Raw genomic sequence first — 24,318 nt, forward strand, 5'->3', positions numbered from 1 at the left:
ATGACCCCGAAGTGGTTGGTGGTCATGTTGTATGAAGAGTTTAGCGGGGAGGGTAAATCGGACATGGTACGTTACGTACTGAGCAAGTTTTTCTATATGCTGGTGTCGCTCTTTATTTTGATATCGGCTACATTTTTTCTGATGAAGGCCATTCCTGGTAACCCTTTTATGTCCGAGAAAAATGTACCGCCTGAAATCCAAGCCCGGCTGATGGAACAGTATGGATTGGACAAGCCGGTATATCAGCAATACTTCAAATACTTGGGGGATATTGCAACAGGTGACCTGGGGATTTCCATGAAGCATCAGAACCAGGAGGTAGGGGGCATCATTTTGCAGACCTTCTCTGCATCCCTGAAACTTGGTATCTTTGCCATCATTATTTCTGTAATTGTCGGTGTGCTTCTCGGCATGCTCGCCGCGCTGTACCACCGAAAGCTTATTGATAATATCGCCATGGTACTGGCGGTGCTGGGCATCGCCGTTCCGAGCTTCGTGTTGGCATCGTTGATCCAGTATCTGTTCGCACAGAAGCTGGGCTGGTTTAACGTCATGGGCTTTGACGGCCCGCTCGACTACGTTCTGCCGGTTGCCGCGTTGTCGGCGCAGCCGATTGCCTTTATCGCCCGCTTGACGCGTTCGAGCATGCTCGAAGTGCTGCATGCGGATTATATCAAGACAGCCAAGGCCAAAGGCCTCAACTGGATGACGATCATGTTCAAGCATGTCATCCGTAACGGCATTTTGCCGGTGGTTACTTATATCGGACCTATGACCGCCAACGTCATCACGGGTTCCGTCGTCATCGAGCAGATCTTCGGCATCGGCGGCATCGGTAAAGTGTTCGTCGATTGCATCACCAACCGGGACTACACGATGATTATGGGCGTGACGATTTTCTACGGCGTTCTGCTGATGCTGGCCCGTTTCATCACCGATATCGTTTACGTGCTGGTTGATCCGCGCATTAAATTAACCGGCGGGAAGGAGGGCTAACGATGGCTGCACAGGATCCAACTTTGATGAATAACAACGTAGAGCTGACGCCCGAAGACTTCCGGAAAATCGGTACCGATGAGAAACAGGCTGAAATCATTCAGCGGGAAAGTATTTCGGCGTGGAGGGATGCTTGGCAGCGTCTGCGTAAAAATAAACTCGCCATGGCGAGCTTGGTCGTTCTAATCTTGATTATTCTGGCTGCTATTATCGGTCCGATCATTTCGAAATTCGATTCGGCAACCAACGATTTGCTGGCCACGAATCAGCCTCCTTCCAAGGAGCACTGGTTCGGCACTGACGACTTGGGCCGCGACATGTTCGTCCGGACGTGGATGGGCGCGCGTATTTCCCTGATCGTCGGCCTGGCTGCCGCGCTCATTGACCTCTTGATCGGTGTCATTTATGGCGGCATCATGGGTTACTTCGGTGGACGCGTCGACGCCATCATGAACAAGTTTTCCGAAATTTTGTATTCCATTCCTTATATGCTGGTCACGATTTTGCTGCTCGTCGTATTTGAGCCGAGTATCGGAACGATTATACTGGCGCTGACGATTACCGGCTGGATTAACATGTCGTGGATCGTCCGCGGTGAAATCATGCAGCTGAAGAACAGGGAGTACGTTCTCGCATCCCGTTCCATGGGCGCAGGCTCCGGCCGGCTGTTGTTCCGCCACCTGCTGCCGAATGCGGTTGGTCCGATCATCGTCACTTTGACGCTGTCCGTACCAAACGCGATTTTCTCGGAAGCATTCCTTAGCTTCCTCGGTCTGGGTGTTCGGGCACCGATCGCTTCGCTCGGTTCGATGGTCAACGACGCATTGACCGGCTGGATGTATTATCCTTGGCGGATGCTGTTCCCTGCCATTCTGATCAGTTTGACAATGCTCGCATTTAACATTTTCGGTGATGGCCTCCGCGACGCGCTCGATCCGAAATTGAAATAACAGGAGGTGAGATCATGGAGCCGATTTTACAAGTAAAAGACCTGCACGTATCCTTTCACGTCAAAGGCGGCGAAGTCAAAGCCGTCCGCGGCATGAATTTTGAAATAGGCAGAGGAGAAACGGTTGCGATCGTCGGTGAGTCCGGTAGTGGTAAGAGTGTGACCGCCCAGACGATCATGCGCTTGATCCCGTCCCCTCCGTCAGACATCAAGAGCGGTCAGATTATTTTCCAGGGCGAAGATATTCTGAAGAAAACGAATAAAGAGATGGAAGCGATTCGCGGGAAAGACATCGGCATGATTTTCCAGGATCCGATGACTTCCCTGAATCCGACGATTAAGGTCGGCAAACAAATTACCGAGGTTCTGATCAAGCACCAGAAACTGTCTTCCGCCGAAGCGAAGGAGCGCGGTCTGGAAATGCTGAAACTTGTCGGCATTAAGAACCCGGAAGAACGCTTTAATCAGTATCCTCACGAGTTCTCCGGCGGTATGCGCCAGCGCGTCATGATCGCCATCGCCTTGGCCTGCCGCCCGGCGCTCCTGATCGCCGACGAACCGACGACGGCGCTGGACGTGACGATCCAGGCGCAAATCATGGACGTCATGAAGGATATGCAGCAGAAGCTCGGAACTTCCATTATCCTGATTACGCATGACCTTGGCGTCGTTGCCGGCATGTGTGACCGCGTTATCGTTATGTACGCCGGTGAGGTGGTGGAGACGGGGACGAAGTGGGAGATTTTCAAAAACCCACAGCACCCGTACACGAAAGGTCTGCTGCGTTCGATGCCGCGACTTGACCAGAAGAAGGGCGAGCCGCTCATTCCGATTATCGGTACGCCGCCGGACCTCATCAAACCGCCGGTTGGCTGCGCGTTCTGCGCCCGCTGCGATGAAGCGATGAAAGTATGCGAACGGATCAATCCGGGAGAAACGGTATTCAGCGACACACAAATGGCGCGCTGCTGGAATCTTCATCCGATGGCCAAGGAGGTTCAATCGTCATGAAAGAGAACCATTTGATCGAAGTTGAGGGCCTCAAGAAATACTTTAACGTCGGCGGCGGCAAGGTCGTCAAAGCCGTGGACAACATTAACTTTTTCATCCGTGAAGGCGAAACGCTCGGCATGGTGGGCGAATCGGGCTGCGGCAAATCAACCGCGGGACGCACGATTCTCCGCTTGTACGAGCCGACCGCCGGCAGCGTGAAATTCAACGGCACGGATATTTACAAGCTGTCGCCTTCCAAGATGAAAGCGATGCGTCGCGATATGCAGATGATTTTCCAGGATCCGTACGCGTCCTTGAACCCGCGGTTTACTGTTTCGGACATTATCGGCGAAGCGCTGGATATCCACAATCTGGCCGGCAGCCGCAAAGAGCGGAAGAAGCGTGTGGAGGAGTTGCTGGATATGGTCGGTCTGAATCCGGACCATGCCACCCGTTATCCACACGAGTTCTCCGGCGGTCAGCGGCAGCGGATCGGGATTGCCCGTGCGCTTGCCGTCAATCCGAAGTTCATTATTTGCGACGAGCCGATCTCGGCGCTGGACGTGTCCATTCAGGCACAGGTCGTCAACCTGCTTAAGGATCTGCAGGACCGCCTTGGGCTGACCTACCTGTTCATTGCCCATGACCTGTCGATGGTCAAGCATATCAGTGACCGCGTAGCGGTGATGTACCTGGGCAAAATGGTAGAGCTGGCCGACAGTGAGGAACTGTATGCCAATCCGATTCACCCGTATACGAAAACGCTCCTCTCGGCGATTCCGATCCCGGATCCCGAAGTGGAAGAAAACAAGAAACGGATCTTGATGAACGATGAAAAATCAGGTCCGATTCACTCCGCCAAAGGCGGAAATGCAGCGGATGAGGAAGACACGAGACTTGTGGAAGTCTCCAAAGGCCATTGGGTCGCTGCCCCATATGCCTAAGCTTGTCAGCTTTACCGCCGGGTGATCCCGGCGGTTTTTTGTTTGCTTTGACGGATACAACAACATTGGTTACAATCAAGAAAGATTGCGGTAGTATAAAGTAAGCGTGGAAGTGGATGGGCACAGAATAGGAGGCATACCCATGAATGTGGTTTCCGACTCACTCAAGAGCGGTTCGGCTCTTGCAGATGATTATATAAACCGTTTTAGCGAAGTGGAGCATTTATACGGTGAAGATTTTCGCGAAGAAGCAAGCTGGCTGAAACGTGTGGAATGGCTTGACCAATCGGAGTCCAGCCGGGTTAACCGGGGCGAACTGGTTGAAGTTTTGCGGCGTTATAACAGCCGGCACAATAACCATCAGGCGGTACATAATTCACTGGATTTATTGGCGAAGGAAGGGACGCTGGCCGTGGTGGGGGGACAGCAAAGCGGACTGTTTACCGGTTCGCTGCTGGTGATCTATAAAGCCATCACCATTATTCAGTCGGCGCAAGAAGCGGAAGCGAAATTCAACCGGCCGGTGGTGCCCGTATTCTGGATCGCTGGCGAGGACCATGACTTCGATGAGGTGAACCATACTTACGTCATGACGCCGGAGCTGAAGGTCGCCAAAATCAAGATGGAAGCGAAGCCGGGCCCCCGCTCGTCCGTGAGCGCGATTCCGGTCGGATCGAACGAATGGAAGCAGTCCTTGGATCAGCTGGGCCGATGGCTCCCGGACAGCGATAACAAGCCGGATATTTTGAAATGGATCCATGAGGCTTCAGAACAGTCGGATAACCTCAGCGACGCATTTGCCAAGCTGCTCGGCCGGTTGTTTGGCCAGTACGGTTTGATTTTGCTCGATTCGGCAGACCCTGAGCTGCGCAACCTAGAGGTTCCGGTGTTTGAAAAAATAATCGAGCGCAATGACAAGCTGGAGCAGGCATATCAGCAGGCGGCGGCGTGTATTACCGGCAAAGGCTACTCACTTCAGGCGGAAGTTGCGGCCGGCGGCGCCAATTTGTTTTATATATATGAAGGAAACCGTCTGCTGCTGTACAAACAGGATGACCGGTTCACCGATCGTAAGGGAATCGTCAACCTAAGTAAGAGCGAGCTCTTAGAGCAGCTTCGCACCCATCCGGAACGGTTCAGCAACAATGTGCTGACGCGTCCGATGATGCAGGAGTCATTGTTCCCGGTACTCTGTACCGTGCTGGGGCAGGGGGAAATTTCCTATTGGGCCATTACGAAGCAGGCTTTCGACATCCTGGGCCTCCGAATGCCGATACTCCTTCCGCGGATGTCTTTCACCTTGGTCGAAGGCGCCCTCCAGAAATACATGGATAAATTCGGCGTGACGTTCCAGGACGTTCAACACCGTTTTGAAGAAGCCCGTCAGCAGTGGCTTTCCAGCCAAGAGGAGTTCCATATCGGGCCGAAATTCAACGAGACGCGCCAAGCCTTTGAACAGCTGTACGAACCGCTGATCCGGGAGCTCGGCACGATTCAGTCTGGTTTGATCCCGCTAAGCGAGAAGAATAAAGGCAAAATTTTGGAGCAAATTTCCTATCTGGAGCGTAAAACCCGCGAGGCGGTGGAGAAGAAGCACGAAGCCGCGCTGCGGCAGTGGGACCGGATCGGCGTTTCCCTGTTTCCGCTGGGCAAGCCGCAGGAGCGGGTGTTTAATATTTTCTACTATTTAAACCGCTACGGCCTCGAATGGATTCACGATTTGATCCGCACCTCGGACCATTTTACGGCGGAGCACCGCATTATCGAGTGTTAATCAATTAGAGGGATAGGGAGGCAATGAGATGAGTTCATCTTCACTGCAAAACAGCGTCGTCAAGGATATGGCGCTGGCACCGGAAGGCCATTTGAAAATCGATTGGGTAGAAGCCCACATGCCGGTGTTAAACGAAATCCGCAAGCAGTTTGAAGCGGAGCAGCCGTTTAAAGGGCTGAAGGTCACCATTTCGCTGCATTTGGAAGCGAAGACGGCATACCTGGCTAAGGTGGTAAAGGCCGGGGGAGCGGATGTCACGATTACAGGCAGCAACCCGCTGTCCACACAAGATGATGTATGTGCGGCGCTCGTGGAAGACGGCGTGACCGTGCTGGCCAAATACAATCCGGATCCGGTGGAGTATAAAGAATTCCTGATCCGGGCGCTGGAGACCAAACCCGACCTCATCATTGATGACGGCGGAGACCTGGTTACGATTCTTCATTCGGAGCGGCCGGACCTGATGGAGACGATCCGCGGGGGTGCGGAAGAGACGACGACAGGCATCATTCGCCTGAAAGCTTTGGAAAAAGACGGGCTGCTGAAGTTTCCGATGGTGGCGGTCAATGACGCATACTGCAAGTATTTGTTCGATAACCGCTACGGTACAGGCCAATCGGTCTTTGATGCGGTCAACCGCACGACGAACCTGGTCGTAGCCGGCAAAACCGTTGTCGTCGTGGGCTACGGCTGGTGCGGCAAAGGAGTGGCGATGCGGGCCAAAGGACTCGGTGCCAAAGTCATCGTCACGGAAGTCGATGCGATCCGCGCGGTGGAAGCGCACATGGACGGCTTTGAAGTGATGCCAATGCTGGAAGCCGCGAAGCACGGTGATTTCTTCGTGACCGTGACGGGCAACCGGGACGTTATTACCGGTGAGCATTACGACGTCATGAAAGACGGGGCGATTCTGTCGAACGCCGGCCACTTCGATGTGGAAGTCAACAAGCCGGAACTGTCCGCAAGGGCGGAAACGGTTCGCACCGTGCGCCGCAACATCGAAGAATACAAGCTGACGGATGGCCGCAAAATCTATCTCCTCGCCGAAGGCCGCCTTGTTAATCTTGGAGCGGGAGACGGGCATCCGGCGGAAATTATGGATATGACGTTCGCCCTGCAGGCGATGTCGCTTAAATATGTGAACGATAATTATCAAAACCTGGACGCTCAGGTGCTGAACGTGCCCCTCGAAATCGACGAGCAGGTGGCGCGCCATAAATTGGCAAGCCTGGGGATTCAGATCGACCGGTTGAGCCAGGAGCAAATCCGGTATTTGGACAGCTGGTCCACCCACGAATAATCGGTAAATTGTGGTTATCCACATGTGGAAAACCCCTTGATTCTTCGCGAATCAGGGGGTTTTTGCTGTGTTTGCCCGCCGGGCGGGGTTGGAATTATCCACAAAAAAACATGTGGATAAGGCAGGATTTTGATTTTATCCGGCGAATCTAGTATCCTTAAGTGGTGGAAAGTGGTGCAAAGTGGGGATTTGGGGTTAAAGGGGTGAGTGACCGGTGTTTATGGGGGAATATCAACACAGCTTAGACGATAAGGGCCGAGTCACCATACCTGCCAAATTCCGCGAGCTGCTTGGCTCCTCCTTTGTGATCACCCGAGGCTTGGACCAATGCCTATTTGTATATCCTATGAATGAATGGCAAATTTTGGAACAAAAGCTGAAATCACTGTCCCTGATGAAATCCGATGCCCGTGCGTTCACCCGGTTTTTTTTCTCGGGTGCGACGGAATGCGAGTGGGATAAACAGGGAAGGGTAAATTTACCGGGCAATCTCCGCCAATACGCAAAGTTGGAGAAAGAATGCGTGGTGCTCGGTGTATCGAGCCGCGTGGAGATTTGGAGCAAGGATACTTGGGAGGAATACTTCCAGCAATCCGAAGAGACGTTTAACGATATTGCTGAGAAGCTGGTTGATTTGAATTTTGATTTGTAGAGAGTTTGGAGGGCTGCAGCTTGTTTCATCACATCACGGTGCTTAAAGAAGAAGCGACAGAAGGGCTGCGCGTGAAGAGGGACGGCATTTATGTCGATTGCACGCTTGGGGGTGCGGGCCACAGTTCCCTGATCGCGTCCAAGCTGGGGGAATACGGAAGGCTGATCGCATTGGACCAGGATGACTGGGCACTCGATAACGCGAAGGAAAGACTGGCCCCATACGCAGACCGCGTATCCCTGGTCAAGACGAATTTCAGGCATCTGGAGGAAACCCTTCGGGAGCTGGCCGTTCCGAGCAAGGACGGCATTCCGCAGGTGGACGGCATTTTGTTCGATCTGGGCGTGTCATCTCCTCAGTTTGACGAAGGGGACCGAGGATTCAGTTACAATTACGATGCACCGCTCGATATGCGGATGGATCAGTCGGCGTCCTTGACGGCCGCCGAAATTGTGAACGAATGGCCTGAGCAGGAAATTGCCCGGATTTTGTTCCAATACGGCGAAGAGAAGTTCTCTAGGCGGATTGCCAGAGTTATCGCCGAGCGCAGAACGCAGAAGACCATTCAAACTACGGGCGAATTGGTCGATATAATTAAAGAAGGCATTCCGGCGGCAGCACGGAGAACGGGCGGCCATCCGGCGAAACGAAGCTTTCAGGCCCTTCGGATCGCTGTGAACGATGAGCTCGGCGCATTTGAAGAAGCGCTGCATCAGGCGGTTCGCTGTCTTGCTCCAGGCGGAAGAGTATCGGTGATCACGTTTCATTCGCTGGAGGACCGGATTTGCAAGCAAATTTTGAACAGCTACGTAGGCAAATGCACCTGCCCACCGGACTTTCCGATGTGTGTGTGCGGCGGGAAGGGTGAAATGAAACTAGTCAACCGCAAGCCGATCGTGCCGGGTGAAGAGGAACTTGCACAGAACCCGCGTGCGCGTTCAGCCAAGCTGAGAGTTGCTGAGAAAATATAAACTAACGCTTCTGACCCTCGATTCATATTTTTGAAGGCAAGGATTCATGTTCAGGGCGTAAAGACTAAGACAAAGGGGAATCAGACATGGCCTATACGCGTGGTAACCTGGCAGTAAAGGAGAAAGCCGCTGAACGAACGTCTCCCGGGTACCGGGAGAAGACGAAAGTCGTTACTCGCCGTACATATCTGCCGATCAAGGAAAAGCTGCTCTATTTGCTGACGGTTGGAATCTGCGTCATGGTGGCAAGCCTGATCATCTGGCAAAACGCCAACATTTACGACCTGAACAAGCAAGGGCAGAAGGTCGACAAGAATGTTAAACAAATGAACGTGACCATTAAAGAGCTTAAGGCCGAGAAGCAGCGCCTTGAAGTCGGAATCCGCGACAAGGCGATCCAGCTTGGTTTCCAAGAGCCGGGCAAGGATGCGCTTACCGTTCCGCGTTCTAATACGACGGGCAAAGACAACGCCGGAACGGGGTCGGAAACCGCAAAAAAATAGAGCTTGTGAGGGTTGAGTATGATTAAAAGAATAAAACTTCGCACACTGCTCCTAGGAGGATTCATCACCCTCCTTTTTGTTGTTCTGTTGATTCGGGTATTTGCACTGCAGGTTGTCAATGGTGATGATTGGCATGAGCGTGCGGTGGCCCAATGGACGAAAACAGTCCCGATTCCGGCATCCCGCGGCACGATCACGGATCGGAATGGCGATATTCTCGCATCTGACGTTCCGGCCTATACCGTTATCGTCAATCCGGCCGTCATCCACGAAAACGGGTTGGAGAACGAAATTATCGAAGGTCTGCACAAGATTTTGGGCAAGGATGAAAGCGAACTTAAGGCACTTGTGACAGCCAAAGACAAAGATGGAAAATATCGCACCAACCGGGAGGTCCGGAACGAAGGGTGGAAAATTGACGAAAAGAAGAAGGGCCAGATCGATGAATTCAACAAACAGCTGAAGGCGGAGCTCAAGAAAGAGAAAAAGGTTCTTGAAACTGGGCTAGGCATGATCAAGGAGCAAAAACGGTATTATCCGAAAGGAACGCTGGCGGCTCATATATTGGGATGGACAGACCGTGACGGACAGGCCATCGCCGGTCTTGAGGCATACAAAGATGATGTTCTTAAAGGCACCTCCGGGGAGATGAAATACGAAAGCGACCGGCAGGGGGACCAGCTTCCTGAACCCAATATGGTGTACAAGCCGGCTGTCAATGGTAAAAATTTAAAGCTGACGATCGATGATACGATCCAGTATTATATCGAAGACGCGATGAAAGAGACGTATGAAGAATACAAGCCGATCAGCATGACCGTCATCGCGGCCGATCCGAAGACGATGGAGATTCTCGGGATGGCCAACCTGCCAACCTTTAATCCGAATACGTATTGGAACACGGATAATCAGAAGGACTTTTTCAACTATGCCGTCAAGGCCACGTATGAACCGGGATCGACGTTCAAGATCGTGACACTCGCGGGGGCGGTGCAGGAGAAGCTGTTTAACCCGAACGCCATGTACCAGTCCGGACAAATCCAGGTTAAAGGGACTCATACGTACCTTCATGATATCAACCGTTCGGGTTGGGGGCCGATCACGTTCCTGGAGGGCGTGAAGCGGTCAAGTAACGTCGCCTTCGTCAAGCTGGGTTCGGAAATGCTCGGAAAAGAGCGCCTGCTGAAATATATCAAGGATTTTGGTTTCGGTCAGAAGACAGGCATTGAGCTGCCTGGCGAAGTCTCCACCACGATCAATCTGCCGGGTCCGGTTGAAGTGGCTACCGCTTCTTACGGCCACGGCGTATCCGTGACGCCGATCCAGCAGTTGGCGGCGATCAGTGCGGTGGCGAACGGCGGTAAATTGAAGACGCCGCACATCATCAAAGAGATTACCGATCCGGATACTGGAAAAGTCATTGACTCTCCAGATACGAGCAAGGTCGTCCGCCAGGTCATCACTCCGGAAGCTTCCAAGGAAACGAGCAGCTACCTGGAGCAAGTCGTGGCGGACCAGGTAAAAGGTACCGGGCGTAACGCCTACATCGACGGATACCGGGTTGCAGGTAAAACCGGTACCGCGGTGAAATACGGGTCCGACGGCAAGCCGGATTATACGAAATCCGTCGTTTCCTTTATCGGCTTTGCGCCGGTGAACGATCCGAAAATCGCCCTCATCGTCATCGTGGACCAGCCGAACGATCCGGAAGCCGGCGGCGGCAAGGTGGCGGCTCCGATATTCAAGAAAATCATGTCCCAGGCCCTGCCGTATATGGGCGTGCCGAAGACGTATACCAAGAAGACGTCGGACGGCAAAACGACGGTGGAACGCTCAGCGGCTCCGACGCTGACGAAGCTGGCCGTGAAGGACGCGAAACAGAAGTTGCTGAACGCAGGCATCGACTTCGAAACGATCGGCAAGGGCGCCTCGGTCATCCGGCAGTTCCCGGCCGCGGGAACGGCGATGAGTCCGGGGCAGCGGATCTATCTGCTCACGGAAGAAGCTGACAAAATGACCGTACCGGACCTGAAAGGCGAATCGCTGCGCGACGCGCTCGATATTTTGACGCTCCTGAAATGCTCGGTTACCGTCGATGGCGAAGGATACGTCACCGAGCAGCTGGTCACGGACAAGAACGGCAAGCGTTCCGTCCAGCTGACGCTGAAGCCGGTCAAGGACGATAAGACATCGCAGGATACCACTTCCTCCTCCACGGAGGATCAGTCCGGTTCGAAGGATACGTCAGCGGACGATTCGGCCGGCGGCAAGTCCGGTGAAGAAGCCGGCGATAACTGACGAGCGGCAAACAGCTTGTTCTATCCCCTGGTTGTCCCGAATATTCATGATATGAACAGTCATGATGCTGTAGGGAAGCGGGGAGGGATAACAAATGAAGGTTTCTAACGTCACCATGAGGCGAAGGCTGCTGTGGAGCTTGCTGATCCTGAGCCTGTTGTTTGCCGCTCTGGTCGGGAGGCTTGCCTATGTCCAGCTTGGGAAGAGCGGTGAATTATCCGCCAAGGCCGAGGAGAATTGGCGCCGGGAAATTCCGTCCACGGCCAAGAGGGGCGAGATTCAGGACCGCAATGGGACAGCCTTGGCTTATAATATAAGCACGCCGACGATCATGGCGATCCCTGTTCAGATCAAGGAGCCCGAGAAGACGGCGAAGACGCTGGCTCCTCTGCTGGGTATGAGCGAAGACAAAATTATGAAGTCTATTACCAAGAAATCAAGGATTGAACGACTGCAACCCGGTGGACGCAAAATTACGATGGAGCTTGCTCAGAAAATTCGTGATTTAGAGCTGCCGGGTATCGTCGTTGCTGAGGACAATAAGCGGTTTTACCCTTACGGCGACTTGGCCGGGCACATCCTGGGCTTTACGGGTATCGACAACCAGGGCCTGACCGGGATCGAGCAAAGGTATGACAGCAAGCTGCAGGGCATCAACGGCAGCATCTCCTATTTGTCCGATGCGGGCGGCAGGTTGATGCCGGGATCATCCGAGAAATACGAGGAGCCTAGAGACGGCCTCAATCTCCAGCTCACGATCGATAAATCGATTCAATCGATTATGGAGAGGGAGCTGGACCAGGCTATGGTACAGTATCAGGCCCGCGGCGCCTGGTCGATCGCGATGAATCCGAAAACAGGGGAGATTCTGGGAATGGCGAGCCGACCTGGATTTGAACCGGCGAATTATCAGCAATACCCTTCCGAGGTGTATAACCGGAACCTGCCGATCTGGATGACGTACGAGCCCGGTTCGACCTTCAAGATCATCACACTGGCGGCTGCCCTTCAGGAGAAGAAGGTTGATCTCAAGAATGAGCAGTTTTTCGATCCGGGATATATTAAGGTCGGGGGAGCCACCCTCAGATGCTGGAAGCGGGGCGGCCACGGCAGCGAAACGTTCCTGCAGGTCGTGGAGAACTCCTGTAACCCGGGCTTTGTCGTCCTGGGCCAGCGTTTAGGCAAAGATTCGCTGTTTAACTATATCCGCAATTTCGGATTCGGGTCCAAAACGGGCATCGATCTGAACGGGGAAGAGAACGGCATTCTGTTCAAGCCGTCGCGGGTGGGCCCCGTCGAATTGGCTACGACAGCTTTCGGACAAGGGGTGTCCGTGACGCCGATCCAGCAGGTGGCAGCCGTGTCGGCTGCCGTCAATGGGGGCAAGCTGTTTAAGCCCTACGTTGCCAAGGCGTGGATTAATCCAGAGACCGGTGAAACGGTGAGCGAAACGAAGCCGACGCTGGTCAGACAGGTCATTTCGGAGGATACGTCCAAGCAGGTGCGCGAGGCGCTGGAGAGCGTAGTGGCCAAAGGGACGGGCAGACCCGCTTTCATCGACGGCTATCGTGTCGGCGGCAAGACGGGTACCGCCCAGATCGTTGTCAATGGCCGCTACTCCTCCTCGGAGCATATCGTTTCTTTCATCGGCTTTGCACCGGCAGACGATCCGCAAATCGTTGTTTACACCGCAGTGGATAATCCAGCCGGCATTCAATTCGGCGGCGTCGTGGCGGCGCCGATCGTCCAGCACATTCTCGAAGATTCTCTGCATGTACTGAAAGTGCCGGAGCGCAAGGATCAGCTGCCGAAAACTTATAAATACGGTGATACGCCGATCGACACCGTTCCTGACCTGGTCGGAGCGACGGTTGAAGATTTATACGAAGATCTGAACATGAACTTTATGCTGGCCAAATCCGGGACCGGGAACACGGTCATCAGCCAGGCGCCCAAACCGGGCAGCCGTGTGGAGCGTGGATCGACGATCCGGATTTATATGGGGACGGCGGCGGACGTGAAGGATGAGCAAGACGATGCGGACGACCCGCAGGACGGAACCGGCTCAACAGCAGAATGATGCCTCACCCCATAATTGAATGCGGCGATATTCGAGACTAATAGAACTAGAGCGAGGGATCAAGAGATGAAACTAAATGAACTGGCATCAGCATTAACGACGGCAAAAATTACCGGAGACGGCGACATCACGATCACAAACATCCAGGTGGATTCGCGTAAAGTGGCACCGGGGGACCTGTTTATCTGCCTCCCGGGCCACACGGTCGACGGTCATGACTATGCCGGTCAGGCCGCGGAGAAAGGGGCGGCGGCGCTCGTTGTCGAGCGGAAGCTGGACATCGACCTCCCTCAGATCGTGGTCAAGGACTGCCGGTTTGCCATGGCCGTTCTGGCCGATGTGTTTTTCGGTTCGCCAAGCTCCCATATGAAAATGATCGGCGTGACGGGAACCAACGGCAAGACGACCACGACCTACCTCATTGAAAAAATGATGAGTGACCAAGGCGTGAACACCGGCCTGATCGGCACGATCCAGATGCGCTACGGCGGGCGGACCTTCGAGATGTCGGGTACGACGCCGGAAGCGCTGGAGCTTCAGCGTTCGCTGGATGACATGACGGCAAACGGCGTGGAGTGCTGCGTGATGGAAGTTTCCTCCCATGCCTTGGAGCAAGGAAGGGTGAAGGGGACCGACTTCCGTACCGCCATTTTCACCAACCTGACGCAGGACCACCTCGATTATCATAAAACGATGGAGGAATACCGCGCGGCCAAAGGCTTGTTCTTCGCTCGCCTGGGCAACAAATTCGCTCACCAGCCGGAGCAGCGCAAATTTGCCGTTCTGAATGCGGATGATGAAGCATCCTCCTACTTCGCCAAAATTACGGCAGCCGAAGTCATTACATACGGTGTTGAGAACAGTGCGGACGTCCGGGCAACCGGAGTGAAGGTGACGGCGCAGGGAACTTCCTTCCATGTGGACACCTTCCGGGGCAGCGCCGATATCCAGCTGAGAATGGTCGGCAAGTTCAACGTCTACAATGCGCTTGCCGCCATCACCGCAGGCCTGCTGGAAGGCATTGAGCTGGAAAATATCAAGCGCAGCCTTGAATCGGTACCGGGCGTGGCCGGACGGGTCGAATCGGTGGATGCCGGACAGCCTTTTGCCGTCATCGTCGACTACGCGCATACGCCTGACGGTCTGGAGAACGTGCTGAAGACGGTCAACGAATTCGCCGAGGGCCGGGTCATCACCGTGTTTGGCTGCGGCGGAGACCGGGACCGGACCAAACGTCCGATTATGGGCAAAATTGCGGCCAAGTACAGCGACTTCATTTTTGTCACATCCGACAACCCGAGAACCGAAGACCCGGAGCTGATTCTGAAGGACATCGAGCAGGGATTGAAGGATGACAGCGTTCCGCAGGAGCGGTACGAGATGGTCGTGGACCGGCGGACGGCTATACAAAAGGCTATTGAAATGGCAAGCCCTGAGGATGTAGTATTGATTGCGGGGAAAGGTCATGAGACCTATCAAACCATTGGTACGACGAATTACGACTTCGACGATCGTGAAGTTGCCAAGGAAGCGATAAGGGGATTGGATAAGTGATTACGACGACTTTAGGCCAAATGGCCGCCATGTGCGGAGGAACACTCTCGCAAGAACAACACCGGGATCTGCCGATTCAAGGCGTGTTTACCGATTCCCGAAAAATAAAGCAAGGAAGCCTGTTCGTTCCGCTCGTCGGCGAACGTTTCGACGGACACGCGTACGCCGCATCCGTGCTGAAGGATGGGGCGGAGGCGACGCTGTGGCAGCGTGATCGGGGCGAGACGCCTGAGGGACCGGTCATCCTTGTCGATGACACGCTTGCGGCGCTGCAGACTCTGGCCGAGGCCTACTTAGCGGAAGTAGGCTGCCGCGTAGTCGGCATTACGGGCAGCAACGGTAAAACGACGACGAAGGATATGGTGTATACCCTTCTGTCAACGACCTATAAAGTTCATAAAACAGGGGGCAATTTCAATAATCATATTGGACTGCCCTTAACCATTCTGGAGATGCCGACGGATACGGAAATCGCCGTGCTGGAAATGGGAATGAGCGGCCGGCACGAGATCGAACGCCTCTCCGAGATCGCCCGTCCTGACGTGGCGGTCATTACGAATATCGGGGAAGCGCATCTGCTTCAGCTCGGCTCAAGACATGAAATCGCCCGGGCCAAGCTGGAAATCATCAGCGGCATGAAGCCCGGCGGCCTGTTGATTTACCATGGAGACGAACCGCTGATCCCGACGGTGCTGGGCGAAGCCGAAACGGTGAAGCCCGATGGTCTGCAGACCTTTACGTTTGGATTGGACCACAGCAACGACGATTACCCGACAGGCATGATGTTCCACAGCAAGGGGATTATTTTTACGTCATTGCTGCATCCGGAGGAGGGGCTGGATCTGCCGCTGCTCGGCCAGCATAACGTCATTAACTGCCTTGCGGCTTTGGCTGTAGCCCGCCATTTCGGGATTACGGAGGAGAACATCCGAACCGGTCTGGCCGGACTGCATCTAACCGGGATGCGGATCGAGCAAATCGAGGCGCCGAGCGGACTGACCATTCTGAACGACGCCTACAATGCAAGCCCGACTTCCATGAAAGCGGCGATCGATGCGCTTCATAGTCTCAAAGGCTATCATCACAAGGTGGCCGTGCTGGGGGACATGCTGGAGCTTGGGCCGCAGGAGAAGGAGTTCCATGCCGAGATCGGACAGTACGCCGCGGCGGACCGTGTGGATGTGCTGTACACGTACGGACCTCTCTCGCAGGAAACGGCCGAAGCGGCCCGGAAGCTCCGTCCGGATCTGGGCGTGTTTTCTTTTACGGATAAAGCCGAACTGATTCCTCATCTCATCAAACGCGTTCATGCCAGAGATGTGGTGCTCGTAAAGGCATCGCGGGGTATGAAGCTCGAAGAAATTGTGGATGCTCTAGTTAAGGAAAACTTGCAGAAATAGCGCACAGAGGAGGTGAATCCATGGACTATCAACTATTGCTGTTAACGATCGGCGTATCTTTTATTCTCGCAGTGATTGCCGCTCCGCTGCTCATTCCGCTGCTCAGGCGGCTGAAGTTCGGCCAACAGGTCCGCGACGACGGGCCGCAGAGCCACTTGAAGAAGGCCGGAACGCCAACGATGGGCGGGATCGTCATTATTTTGGCCTTTACGCTTGCTTTTCTGAAATTTTCCGTCATTAATACGGACTTTTACGTACTGCTGGTAGCTACGCTTGGCTTCGGCCTCATCGGATTTCTTGACGATTATATTAAAATCGTGTTCAAGCGTTCGCTCGGACTGACGGCGAAACAGAAGCTCGTCGGGCAGCTGCTCTTCGCAGCGATCATGTGTTATCTGCTCATCCAGAACGGCCACAGCACGGCGATCAGCGTGCCGGGAACGTCGTGGTCGTTTGACTGGGGCGGATGGTTCTATTATCCGTTCATCGTCATTATGATGATGGCCGTAACCAACGCGGTCAATTTCACGGACGGGGTCGACGGCCTGCTGTCCGGCGTCAGCGCCATCGCTTTTGCCGCATTCGCCATCGTCGCCATGCAGGCGACTTCGCTGTCGGCCGCCGTTTGTGCCGCTGCAATGATCGGGGCGGTGCTCGGTTTTCTTGTATTTAACGCCCATCCAGCCAAAGTATTCATGGGAGATATGGGGTCGCTCGGCATCGGCGGAGCCATCGGCGGCATCGCCATCGTCACCAAAACCGAGCTGTTGTTTATCGTAATCGGCGGCGTGTTCGTCATCGAAATGCTGTCCGTCGTTCTTCAGGTCGCATCATTCAAGACCCGGGGCAAACGCATCTTTAAAATGAGTCCGATTCACCATCACTTTGAGCTGACCGGATGGTCCGAATGGCGGGTTGTCATCACCTTCTGGGCGGTAGGCATCGTGCTCGCGGGACTTGGACTTTACTTGAACAAGGGGTTGTAGAAGATGAAGCATCCAGATTCGTACAGGGGTAAGGAGATCGTTGTGCTCGGGCTTGCCCGGAGCGGCGTGCAAGTCGCCAAAGTGCTGCATCAAGCCGGTGCGATTGTCACCGTGAATGATCGCAAGGAAAAGGATCAATGTCCCGAAGCCGGGGAACTGGAGACCTTGGGAATCACCGTCATTTGCGGCGGTCATCCTGAGGGGCTGGTTCATCCCGGTATTTCTCTTCTTGTCAAAAATCCGGGGATTCCATATACCGCTTCACCGGTACAGGAGGCGCTGAGCCTAGGGATCGAAGTGGTGACCGAAGTGGAGGTTGCCTATCATATTTGCGAGGCGCCGATTATCGGGATTACCGGCTCCAACGGCAAAACGACCACCACGACGTGGGTGGGCCAAATGCTGGAAGCGGCCGGCATGCGCCCGATCGTGGCCGGCAATATCGGCACGCCGCTTTGCGAAGCGGCTCAGGATGCCGATGCCGGCAACTGGATGGTGACCGAGCTCAGCAGCTTCCAGCTGAAAGGAACGACGGATTTCCGTCCGCGCATCGGCTGTCTGCTGAACCTGACGGAAACCCATCTCGACTATCATGGCAGCTTGGAAGACTATGCTTCTTCCAAAGCGAAAATGTTCGCAAACCAGAAAGAGGAAGATACCGCGGTCCTCAATTGGGATGATTCTTACTGCCGCAGCCTGGTGCCTTATATTAAGGCCAAGCTGCTTCCGTTCTCGACGACGGAGGAACTGCAAGTCGGCGTGTATGTGAGCCCGCCATATATTCCGGATACGGAAGACGATCTTCAGCGCAGCATTGTATACCGCGATTCGGACGGGCGGTCCCAGGTAATCATCCCAGTAAAGGAAATCGGTATTCCCGGCCGGTTTAACGTCGCAAACGCCGCAGCGGCCTGCGCGATCGCGATCGCAGCCGGCGCTGCAGCAGACAAATTGGCCGAACCTTTGGCTTCTTTCCATGGGGTGGAACACCGCTTGGAGTATGTAATGGACGTCGGCGGAGCTGCTTATTACAACAATTCCAAAGCGACGAACGCCAAAGCGACAGGCATGGCGCTCGCCTCGTTCCATCAGCCGGTCGTGCTGATTGCCGGCGGTCTTGACCGCGGATCGGATTACATGGAGCTGATGCCGCTGCTCAGCGAGCACGTTAAGGCAGTCGTGGTGCTTGGCGAAACGGCGGACAAAATCGCGAAGGTAGCCGAAATGGCTGGATTAAAGCACATCCGCAAGGTCGATACTGGTGAGGACGCCGCCTCTGTGCTGCGCTCCGCGGTACAAGAGGCCGCAGCTCTCGCCGAAGAAGGAGACATCGTTTTGCTCTCGCCGGCCTGTGCGAGCTGGGACATGTTTGCCTCATATGAAGAGCGCGGAAGCATTTTTAAAGAGGCGGTGCATAATCTTTAAGTAGGGGGGTGGATAAGCCCCTACTTCCTGGCAAAAGGTGGCCTCCTCATGAACAAGACACGACCGGCGCCGGATCTGTGGCTCCTTCTGTGTATCTTGGGCCTGCTGACGATCGGCATGATCATGGTATACAGCGCAGGCTCCGTACTGGGCTTTCACGATTACGGCGATTCATTCTATTTCGTCAAGCGACAGATGCTGTTTGCCGGACTCGGACTGGTCGCGATGTTTTTTACCGCAAATTTGGACTACCATGTATGGAAAAAATACGCCAAGGCGGGACTGATCATCTGCTTTGGGCTGCTTGTCATCGTCCTGATACCGGGCATCGGCGTTGTACGCGGAGGTGCTCGAAGCTGGCTCGGAATCAGCTCCTTCGGCATTCAGCCCTCCGAATTTATGAAGCTCGGGATGATTCTGTTCCTGTCGAAGTGGCTGAGCAACGAGAACTTTAACATTACGTCGTTCGGCAAAGGGCTGCTGCCGCCCCTCGGTCTGATTGGACTGGCCTTCGGGCTGATCATGATGCAGCCGGATTTGGGGACTGGCACGGTCATGCTGGGCGCCTCGATGATGATCGTTTTTACGGCAGGGGCCAAGCTCAGCCATCTGGGTTTTCTCGGACTTGGCGGGATAGCGGGCTTTGCGGGGCTGATCATCGCCGCGCCATACCGGCTGAAGCGCATCACCGCTTTTCTTGATCCGTGGTCGGATCCGCTCGGTGCCGGTTACCAGATCATCCAGTCGCTGTATGCGATCGGACCCGGCGGACTCGGGGGGCTCGGACTGGGCATGAGCCGGCAGAAATACAGCTACGTACCGGAGCCCCAGACCGATTTTATTTTCTCCATTCTGGCGGAGGAGCTTGGATTTATCGGCGGTCTGATCGTGCTGCTGCTGTTCCTGGTGCTCGTATGGCGGGGGATGCGGGTGGCCATGACGATCCCGGACCGGTTCGGTAGCCTACTGGCCGTGGGCATCATCGGGATGGTCGCCGTCCAGGTCGTCATTAACATCGGCGTCGTCATCGGCATGATGCCGGTCACCGGAATCACGCTCCCGCTGATCAGTTACGGAGGCTCATCGTTAACCCTGATGCTGACTGCACTCGGCATTTTACTTAATCTATCACGTTATGCGAGGTGAATATACATTGCGCGTCGTATTATCCGGCGGCGGCACGGGTGGGCATATCTACCCGGCCGTCGCCGTTGCGAGACAATGTGAAGCGGAAGATCCTGATTCCGAATTTTTATATATTGGCGGTACCCGGGGGCTGGAGAGCAAGCTCGTTCCCCAGGAGAACCTCCCGTTTGAGGCCATCGACATTACGGGGTTTCGCCGTAAGCTATCGATGGACAATGTGAGAACAGTTATGCGTTTTCTGAAGGGCGTCCAAACGTCGAAGAAGATGCTGAAGGAATTTAAGCCGGACGTCGTCATCGGCACCGGCGGCTATGTCTGCGGTCCCGTGGTGTACGCGGCTGCCAAACTCGGCATTCCGAGTATCATTCACGAACAGAACGCCATACCTGGACTGACGAATCAGTTTCTGAGCCGGTACGTCAGCACGGTCGCTGTGAGCTTTGAAGGTTCCGAGGGCGCTTTTCCCAAAGCCAAGCGGGTCATTTACACCGGGAATCCACGCGCGACGACGGTTCAGACGGCGAACCGGGAGAGAGGTTTTGCCACGCTGGGCATTCCTATGAACAGCTCCGTCGTCCTGATCGTGGGCGGCAGCAGAGGAGCCAAGGCCATCAACGACGCCATGATCGAAATGGCGCCGCGACTTGAGAAGCTGAAGCATATCCAGTTCGTTTACGTTACCGGAGAAGCTTATTTTGACCAAACTCGTGAGGATATCAGGAGCCGGCTCGGAAGCCTTCCTAACCATCTTCACGTTTTGCCGTATATTCACAACATGCCGGAAGTGCTTGCGGCGACTTCCCTGATCGTCAACCGGGCCGGGGCCTCGTTCCTGGCGGAGATCACATCGCTCGGGATTCCTTCTATTCTCATTCCTTCCCCGAATGTGACCAATAACCATCAGGTCGCCAACGCAAGACAGCTGGAGAAGGCTGGCGCGGCCAAAGTCATTCTGGAGAAGGAACTGACGGGCAAGCGGCTCTATGAGTCCATTGAGGATATTATGATGAATTACAATTTGCAGCAGGAAATGTCCGCAAGTTCCCAGAGCTTGGGCAAACCGGATTCGGCTAAGGTCATCGTGGAGGAAATGCAGCGTCTGTCGAGGGGCCGGTGAAAGACGTGGGCGATTGTCACACACGCGTTATGTACTACATAAGATACTCTATAATCGTGACAATCACCCATGGAATACCGGCAGGGTTCTGTGATCGGCCGAAATGTACCGGTCAAGAAAACCGCTTCTTTCCCGCTTACGAATAAAGGAGGATGCTTTGCGATGCAGCAGTGGAAGTCCCTACTGTCCGAAGCCCATGTCGGAACGATTCGCTGGAATGAACCCCTGGAGTGCTACACTACCTGGAAAATCGGCGGTCCTGCCGACGCGCTTATCATTCCGGGCAGCGTGGAGCAGCTGGTACAGCTGATTTCCCTGCTTCATACGAATCACATCCCCTGGCTGCAGATCGGCCGCGGCTCCAACCTGCTCATTGCGGACAAAGGCTTTCGCGGCGTCGTGATCAAACTGGGCGGGGAGCTCGATCGCGCCCGTTTTCAGGGAAACCTGGTTACCGCCGGAGGAGGCTTCTCCCTCGTAAAGCTTAGTGTCCTGGCCGGAAAAGAGGGTTTAACGGGCCTCGAGTTTGCGGGAGGGATACCCGGAAGCGTAGGCGGTGCCGTGTTCATGAACGCCGGGGCCCACGGGTCTGATGTGTCACGCATATTCAAGTCCGCTGAGATTGTACTGGATACAGGAGAATTGGTGACTTACACTGCAAAAGAGATGGCCTTTGCCTACCGTCACTCCATCCTTCATGAGCGTAAAGGGATAGTAGCGAAAGCCGTGTTTGAACTGCGGCCGGGAGACCGCAAGCAAATTGCGGAAGCGATGGCCGCCTTCAAAGAATACCGGCGCTGCACCCAACCGCTGCAGATGGCCTGTGCGGGGAGCGTATTCCGAAATCCTCCAGGCGATCATGCCGCAAGGCTGGTGGAACACGCCGGTTTGAAGGGCAAACGGATAGGAGGGGCAGAAGTGTCCATGCAGCACGCCAATTTCATTGTAAACACCGGTCAAGCGACAGCAGAGGACGTGCTCACATTAATGCATCACATTCAGGAGACGATTCAAACTGAATACGGCATTGAACTGATGCCGGAAGTGTATGCGGTTGGTGAGCGGTAAACTCGGAGGTGATACATTGGACAAATTGGTGATTGAGGGTGGCAAAGCCCTATCAGGAACCATACGTATCCATGGAGCAAAAAATGCCGCATTGCCGATTTTGGCAGCAAGCTTGCTGGCCGCAGGCGAAGTTCGGCTGAATAATGTCCCCCGGCTGCTGGACATTGATGTGATGCTGGGCATTCTCGAAAGGATCGGCTGCAAGACGCTGCATGAGCAGGAGACGGTCACCGTGGATACATCGTCCGCCAATTCGTTTCATGTGCCGGAAGATTTAATGGGGCAAATGCGTTCCTCCATATTTCTGATGGGTCCCCTTCTGGCCAGGTTCGGCGAGGTTGCCGTTTATCAGCCGGGCGGATGTGCGATTGGCGAACGGAAAATCGACCTTCATCTGCGGGGACTTCAGGAGCTTGGCGCGGAAATCGAGGAGAGGGATCAGCAGATTATTTGCAGGGCGCGCAAATTAACCGGTGCCGACATCCATTTGGATTTCCCAAGCGTCGGGGCAACCGAAAACATTATGATGGCCGCGGCCACCGCCAGTGGAACGACCACGATCTCGAACGCTGCGCGTGAACCGGAAATTCAGGATTTGGCCAACTTCTTAAACAGGATGGGAGCCAGCATTATCGGAGCGGGTACGGATACGATCACGATTCAAGGGGTTCAGGAGCTGACCCCATGCACTTATGATATCATCCCAGACCGGATCGTGGCCGGAACCGTCATGATTGCCGCGGCGGCAACGCGGGGGAATGTAACCTTGACGCACTGCAATCCCGCGCACTTGTCTTCGCTTATCCACGTACTGAAGCGCGCTGGTGTTCAAATCAGTATTCTCAATGATATAATGAGCGTAAGCTGCATGAGCCGCCCCAAAGCGGTGGAACGGATCGTAACATCACCGTATCCGTCCTTTCCCACCGACTTGCAGTCCCAGGTCATGGTGCTGCTGTCGTTAGCCGACGGTTTCAGCGTCATGAAAGAGACGGTATTTGAAGGCAGGTTCAAGCATGTTGACGAGCTGACCCGTATGGGCGCGGATATTACGATCGACCTGAATAGCGCTTTTATCCGCGGAGTTCAGCGCCTATACGGAGCGACTGTTGAAGCTACTGACCTGCGGGCTGGTGCGGCGCTGGTTATTGCCGGTCTTGCCGCGCAGGGGAAAACGGTGGTGGAGCAGGTACATCATATCGACCGCGGCTATGATCATATCGAAATGCTGTTCCAAAAACTCGGAGCGGACATACACCGGTTTACGCCGGTACCCAAACCGCTTGATTTAGCTAATTAACGCCATGCTTATCCCCTTCGCCAGTTGAAGGGGATAAGAGGCATTTTATGGAGAGTATCCTATGCCTAACGCTCAAATTCCTGTTTTAAAAGAGGACAAGCCCAAAAGAAAAGCCAGCAAAAGAATTATTTGGATCCTGCTGCTGCTATTTATCGTAATCCTAACCGTTCTGTTCTTTCGTTCGACGATGAGTCAGGTCACGGAGGTTCATTTCAAGGGCAATACGTTTACGAACAAGAACGAGCTGCTGAAGGCCAGCGGCCTGCAGATCGGCAGCCAGTTCTTCGGCGTATCGCCATCCAAGGTGGAGAGCAGCCTGCTCAAGGTGAAATCGATCCAAAAGGCGACGGTGGACAAGCAATTTCCGGGCGTAATTAACGTTGCGATCGAAGAGTATCCTACCGTGGCTTACGAGCTTGCGGCGGAGGGGGATTTGCAGGCAATCCTCTCCAGCGGCGCGACGGTCTCGGTAAATAATACCGGAATCGCGGTGGAGAAGCCGATCCTGACGAAGTGGAATGCGTCCGATCCGAACAAAGCCGCGCTGTGCAAGGTGCTGGGCCAAATTCCGAATGAGCTGACTTCGGACATCTCGGAGATCATCCCGTCGCCGACCGAATCTTTCCCGGACCGGATCAAGCTGTATACCCGCTCGCGTTTTGAGGTCGTTACGGCCATCTCACTATTAAAAGACAAGGTCGAGTATCTTAACCAGGTCATTGAAACGGAAGAGCCGGGAGTCATCACGATGCTAGAGGCTGATTCGTACGTTCCTTTCCAACCATCCGGTGATGAAAACGCCAGCCAAAATGCCACTACTCATGAATAGTAAAAAATGCTACAATAATAATTACGGACAAGT

The 24,318-nt window shown here is 54.4% G+C and carries 20 protein-coding genes; all 20 read left to right on the forward strand.

All coding sequences use genetic code 11. From position 1 onward, the window contains the following. Positions 1–63 precede the first annotated feature (63 nt). The 20 genes from CJP46_RS27135 to CJP46_RS27230 all read left to right on the forward strand — a co-directional run bounded on the left by CJP46_RS27135 (position 64) and on the right by CJP46_RS27230 (position 24,285). Positions 64–996, forward strand: coding sequence for an ABC transporter permease (locus tag CJP46_RS27135; RefSeq protein ID WP_094598767.1), 933 nt, complete (start codon positions 64–66; stop codon positions 994–996). Between the two features lie 2 nt (positions 997–998). Then, the gene (locus CJP46_RS27140) at positions 999–1,946 is read left to right on the forward strand and encodes an ABC transporter permease (protein WP_094598768.1); all 948 of its coding nucleotides are present in this window, start codon (positions 999–1,001) and stop codon (positions 1,944–1,946) included. Positions 1,947–1,960: 14 nt separating this feature from the next. Then, a complete protein-coding gene (locus CJP46_RS27145) occupies positions 1,961–2,956 on the forward strand; it encodes an ABC transporter ATP-binding protein (protein ID WP_094598769.1) in 996 nt (331 codons plus the stop codon). Next, entirely contained in the window at positions 2,953–3,882 is a 930-nt protein-coding gene (locus CJP46_RS27150; RefSeq protein WP_094598770.1) for an ABC transporter ATP-binding protein, read from the forward strand. The genes CJP46_RS27145 and CJP46_RS27150 overlap by 4 nt, the downstream gene beginning before the upstream one ends. Before the next feature lie 142 nt (positions 3,883–4,024). Then, positions 4,025–5,656 carry a bacillithiol biosynthesis cysteine-adding enzyme BshC gene (gene bshC / locus CJP46_RS27155; protein WP_094598771.1) on the forward strand — a complete coding sequence of 544 codons (1,632 nt, stop codon included), beginning with the start codon at positions 4,025–4,027 and terminating at the stop codon, positions 5,654–5,656. Positions 5,657–5,684: 28 nt separating this feature from the next. Then, complete coding sequence (locus tag CJP46_RS27160; protein WP_094598772.1) at positions 5,685–6,956, forward strand: adenosylhomocysteinase; 1,272 nt, start codon at positions 5,685–5,687, stop codon at positions 6,954–6,956. A 214-nt stretch (positions 6,957–7,170) separates the two neighbouring features. Next, entirely contained in the window at positions 7,171–7,608 is a 438-nt protein-coding gene (gene mraZ, locus CJP46_RS27165; protein ID WP_094598773.1) for a division/cell wall cluster transcriptional repressor MraZ, read from the forward strand. Between the two features lie 20 nt (positions 7,609–7,628). After that, the gene (gene rsmH / locus CJP46_RS27170) at positions 7,629–8,579 is read left to right on the forward strand and encodes a 16S rRNA (cytosine(1402)-N(4))-methyltransferase RsmH (protein WP_094598774.1); all 951 of its coding nucleotides are present in this window, start codon (positions 7,629–7,631) and stop codon (positions 8,577–8,579) included. 86 nt (positions 8,580–8,665) lie between these two features. Then, positions 8,666–9,082: an FtsB/FtsL family cell division protein gene (locus CJP46_RS27175; protein WP_094598775.1), complete on the forward strand. Its 417-nt coding sequence runs from the start codon at positions 8,666–8,668 to the stop codon at positions 9,080–9,082. An 18-nt stretch (positions 9,083–9,100) separates the two neighbouring features. After that, on the forward strand, positions 9,101–11,380 hold the full coding sequence (locus tag CJP46_RS27180; protein ID WP_094598776.1) for a penicillin-binding transpeptidase domain-containing protein: 2,280 nt from the start codon (positions 9,101–9,103) through the stop codon (positions 11,378–11,380). Between the two features lie 94 nt (positions 11,381–11,474). Further along, the gene (locus CJP46_RS27185) at positions 11,475–13,460 is read left to right on the forward strand and encodes a stage V sporulation protein D (RefSeq protein ID WP_094598777.1); all 1,986 of its coding nucleotides are present in this window, start codon (positions 11,475–11,477) and stop codon (positions 13,458–13,460) included. Between the two features lie 66 nt (positions 13,461–13,526). Further along, a complete protein-coding gene (locus tag CJP46_RS27190; protein ID WP_094598778.1) occupies positions 13,527–15,014 on the forward strand; it encodes a UDP-N-acetylmuramoyl-L-alanyl-D-glutamate--2,6-diaminopimelate ligase in 1,488 nt (495 codons plus the stop codon). Beyond that, complete coding sequence (locus CJP46_RS27195; RefSeq protein WP_306431102.1) at positions 15,014–16,414, forward strand: UDP-N-acetylmuramoyl-tripeptide--D-alanyl-D-alanine ligase; 1,401 nt, start codon at positions 15,014–15,016, stop codon at positions 16,412–16,414. The genes CJP46_RS27190 and CJP46_RS27195 overlap by 1 nt, the downstream gene beginning before the upstream one ends. A 20-nt stretch (positions 16,415–16,434) precedes the next feature. After that, entirely contained in the window at positions 16,435–17,400 is a 966-nt protein-coding gene (gene mraY / locus CJP46_RS27200) for a phospho-N-acetylmuramoyl-pentapeptide-transferase (RefSeq protein WP_094598780.1), read from the forward strand. A 3-nt stretch (positions 17,401–17,403) separates the two neighbouring features. Beyond that, entirely contained in the window at positions 17,404–18,825 is a 1,422-nt protein-coding gene (gene murD, locus CJP46_RS27205; RefSeq protein ID WP_094598781.1) for a UDP-N-acetylmuramoyl-L-alanine--D-glutamate ligase, read from the forward strand. Between the two features lie 48 nt (positions 18,826–18,873). Beyond that, positions 18,874–19,971, forward strand: coding sequence for a stage V sporulation protein E (spoVE, locus tag CJP46_RS27210; RefSeq protein ID WP_094598782.1), 1,098 nt, complete (start codon positions 18,874–18,876; stop codon positions 19,969–19,971). A gap of 7 nt (positions 19,972–19,978) precedes the next feature. Beyond that, positions 19,979–21,088, forward strand: a complete 1,110-nt coding sequence (gene murG, locus CJP46_RS27215) for an undecaprenyldiphospho-muramoylpentapeptide beta-N-acetylglucosaminyltransferase (protein WP_094598783.1) — start codon at positions 19,979–19,981, stop codon at positions 21,086–21,088. Positions 21,089–21,250: 162 nt separating this feature from the next. Further along, entirely contained in the window at positions 21,251–22,156 is a 906-nt protein-coding gene (gene murB, locus CJP46_RS27220; protein ID WP_094598784.1) for a UDP-N-acetylmuramate dehydrogenase, read from the forward strand. Between the two features lie 16 nt (positions 22,157–22,172). Next, complete coding sequence (gene murA / locus CJP46_RS27225; protein ID WP_094598785.1) at positions 22,173–23,456, forward strand: UDP-N-acetylglucosamine 1-carboxyvinyltransferase; 1,284 nt, start codon at positions 22,173–22,175, stop codon at positions 23,454–23,456. 61 nt (positions 23,457–23,517) lie between these two features. Continuing rightward, complete coding sequence (locus tag CJP46_RS27230) at positions 23,518–24,285, forward strand: cell division protein FtsQ/DivIB (protein WP_094598786.1); 768 nt, start codon at positions 23,518–23,520, stop codon at positions 24,283–24,285. The last annotated feature ends 33 nt before the right edge of the window (positions 24,286–24,318 follow it).

The organism is Paenibacillus sp. XY044, assembly GCF_002257645.1.
Classification (GTDB): domain Bacteria; phylum Bacillota; class Bacilli; order Paenibacillales; family Paenibacillaceae; genus Paenibacillus_AQ.

Coding starts and splice junctions, on each gene's coding strand:
- CJP46_RS27135 (WP_094598767.1), top strand. CDS start 64: ATGGTACGTTACGTACTGAGCAAGTTTTTCTATATGCTGGTGTCGCTC.
- CJP46_RS27140 (WP_094598768.1), top strand. CDS start 999: ATGGCTGCACAGGATCCAACTTTGATGAATAACAACGTAGAGCTGACG.
- CJP46_RS27145 (WP_094598769.1), top strand. CDS start 1,961: ATGGAGCCGATTTTACAAGTAAAAGACCTGCACGTATCCTTTCACGTC.
- CJP46_RS27150 (WP_094598770.1), top strand. CDS start 2,953: ATGAAAGAGAACCATTTGATCGAAGTTGAGGGCCTCAAGAAATACTTT.
- bshC (WP_094598771.1), top strand. CDS start 4,025: ATGAATGTGGTTTCCGACTCACTCAAGAGCGGTTCGGCTCTTGCAGAT.
- CJP46_RS27160 (WP_094598772.1), top strand. CDS start 5,685: ATGAGTTCATCTTCACTGCAAAACAGCGTCGTCAAGGATATGGCGCTG.
- CJP46_RS27175 (WP_094598775.1), top strand. CDS start 8,666: ATGGCCTATACGCGTGGTAACCTGGCAGTAAAGGAGAAAGCCGCTGAA.
- CJP46_RS27180 (WP_094598776.1), top strand. CDS start 9,101: ATGATTAAAAGAATAAAACTTCGCACACTGCTCCTAGGAGGATTCATC.
- CJP46_RS27185 (WP_094598777.1), top strand. CDS start 11,475: ATGAAGGTTTCTAACGTCACCATGAGGCGAAGGCTGCTGTGGAGCTTG.
- CJP46_RS27190 (WP_094598778.1), top strand. CDS start 13,527: ATGAAACTAAATGAACTGGCATCAGCATTAACGACGGCAAAAATTACC.
- mraY (WP_094598780.1), top strand. CDS start 16,435: ATGGACTATCAACTATTGCTGTTAACGATCGGCGTATCTTTTATTCTC.
- murD (WP_094598781.1), top strand. CDS start 17,404: ATGAAGCATCCAGATTCGTACAGGGGTAAGGAGATCGTTGTGCTCGGG.
- spoVE (WP_094598782.1), top strand. CDS start 18,874: ATGAACAAGACACGACCGGCGCCGGATCTGTGGCTCCTTCTGTGTATC.
- murB (WP_094598784.1), top strand. CDS start 21,251: ATGCAGCAGTGGAAGTCCCTACTGTCCGAAGCCCATGTCGGAACGATT.
- CJP46_RS27230 (WP_094598786.1), top strand. CDS start 23,518: ATGCCTAACGCTCAAATTCCTGTTTTAAAAGAGGACAAGCCCAAAAGA.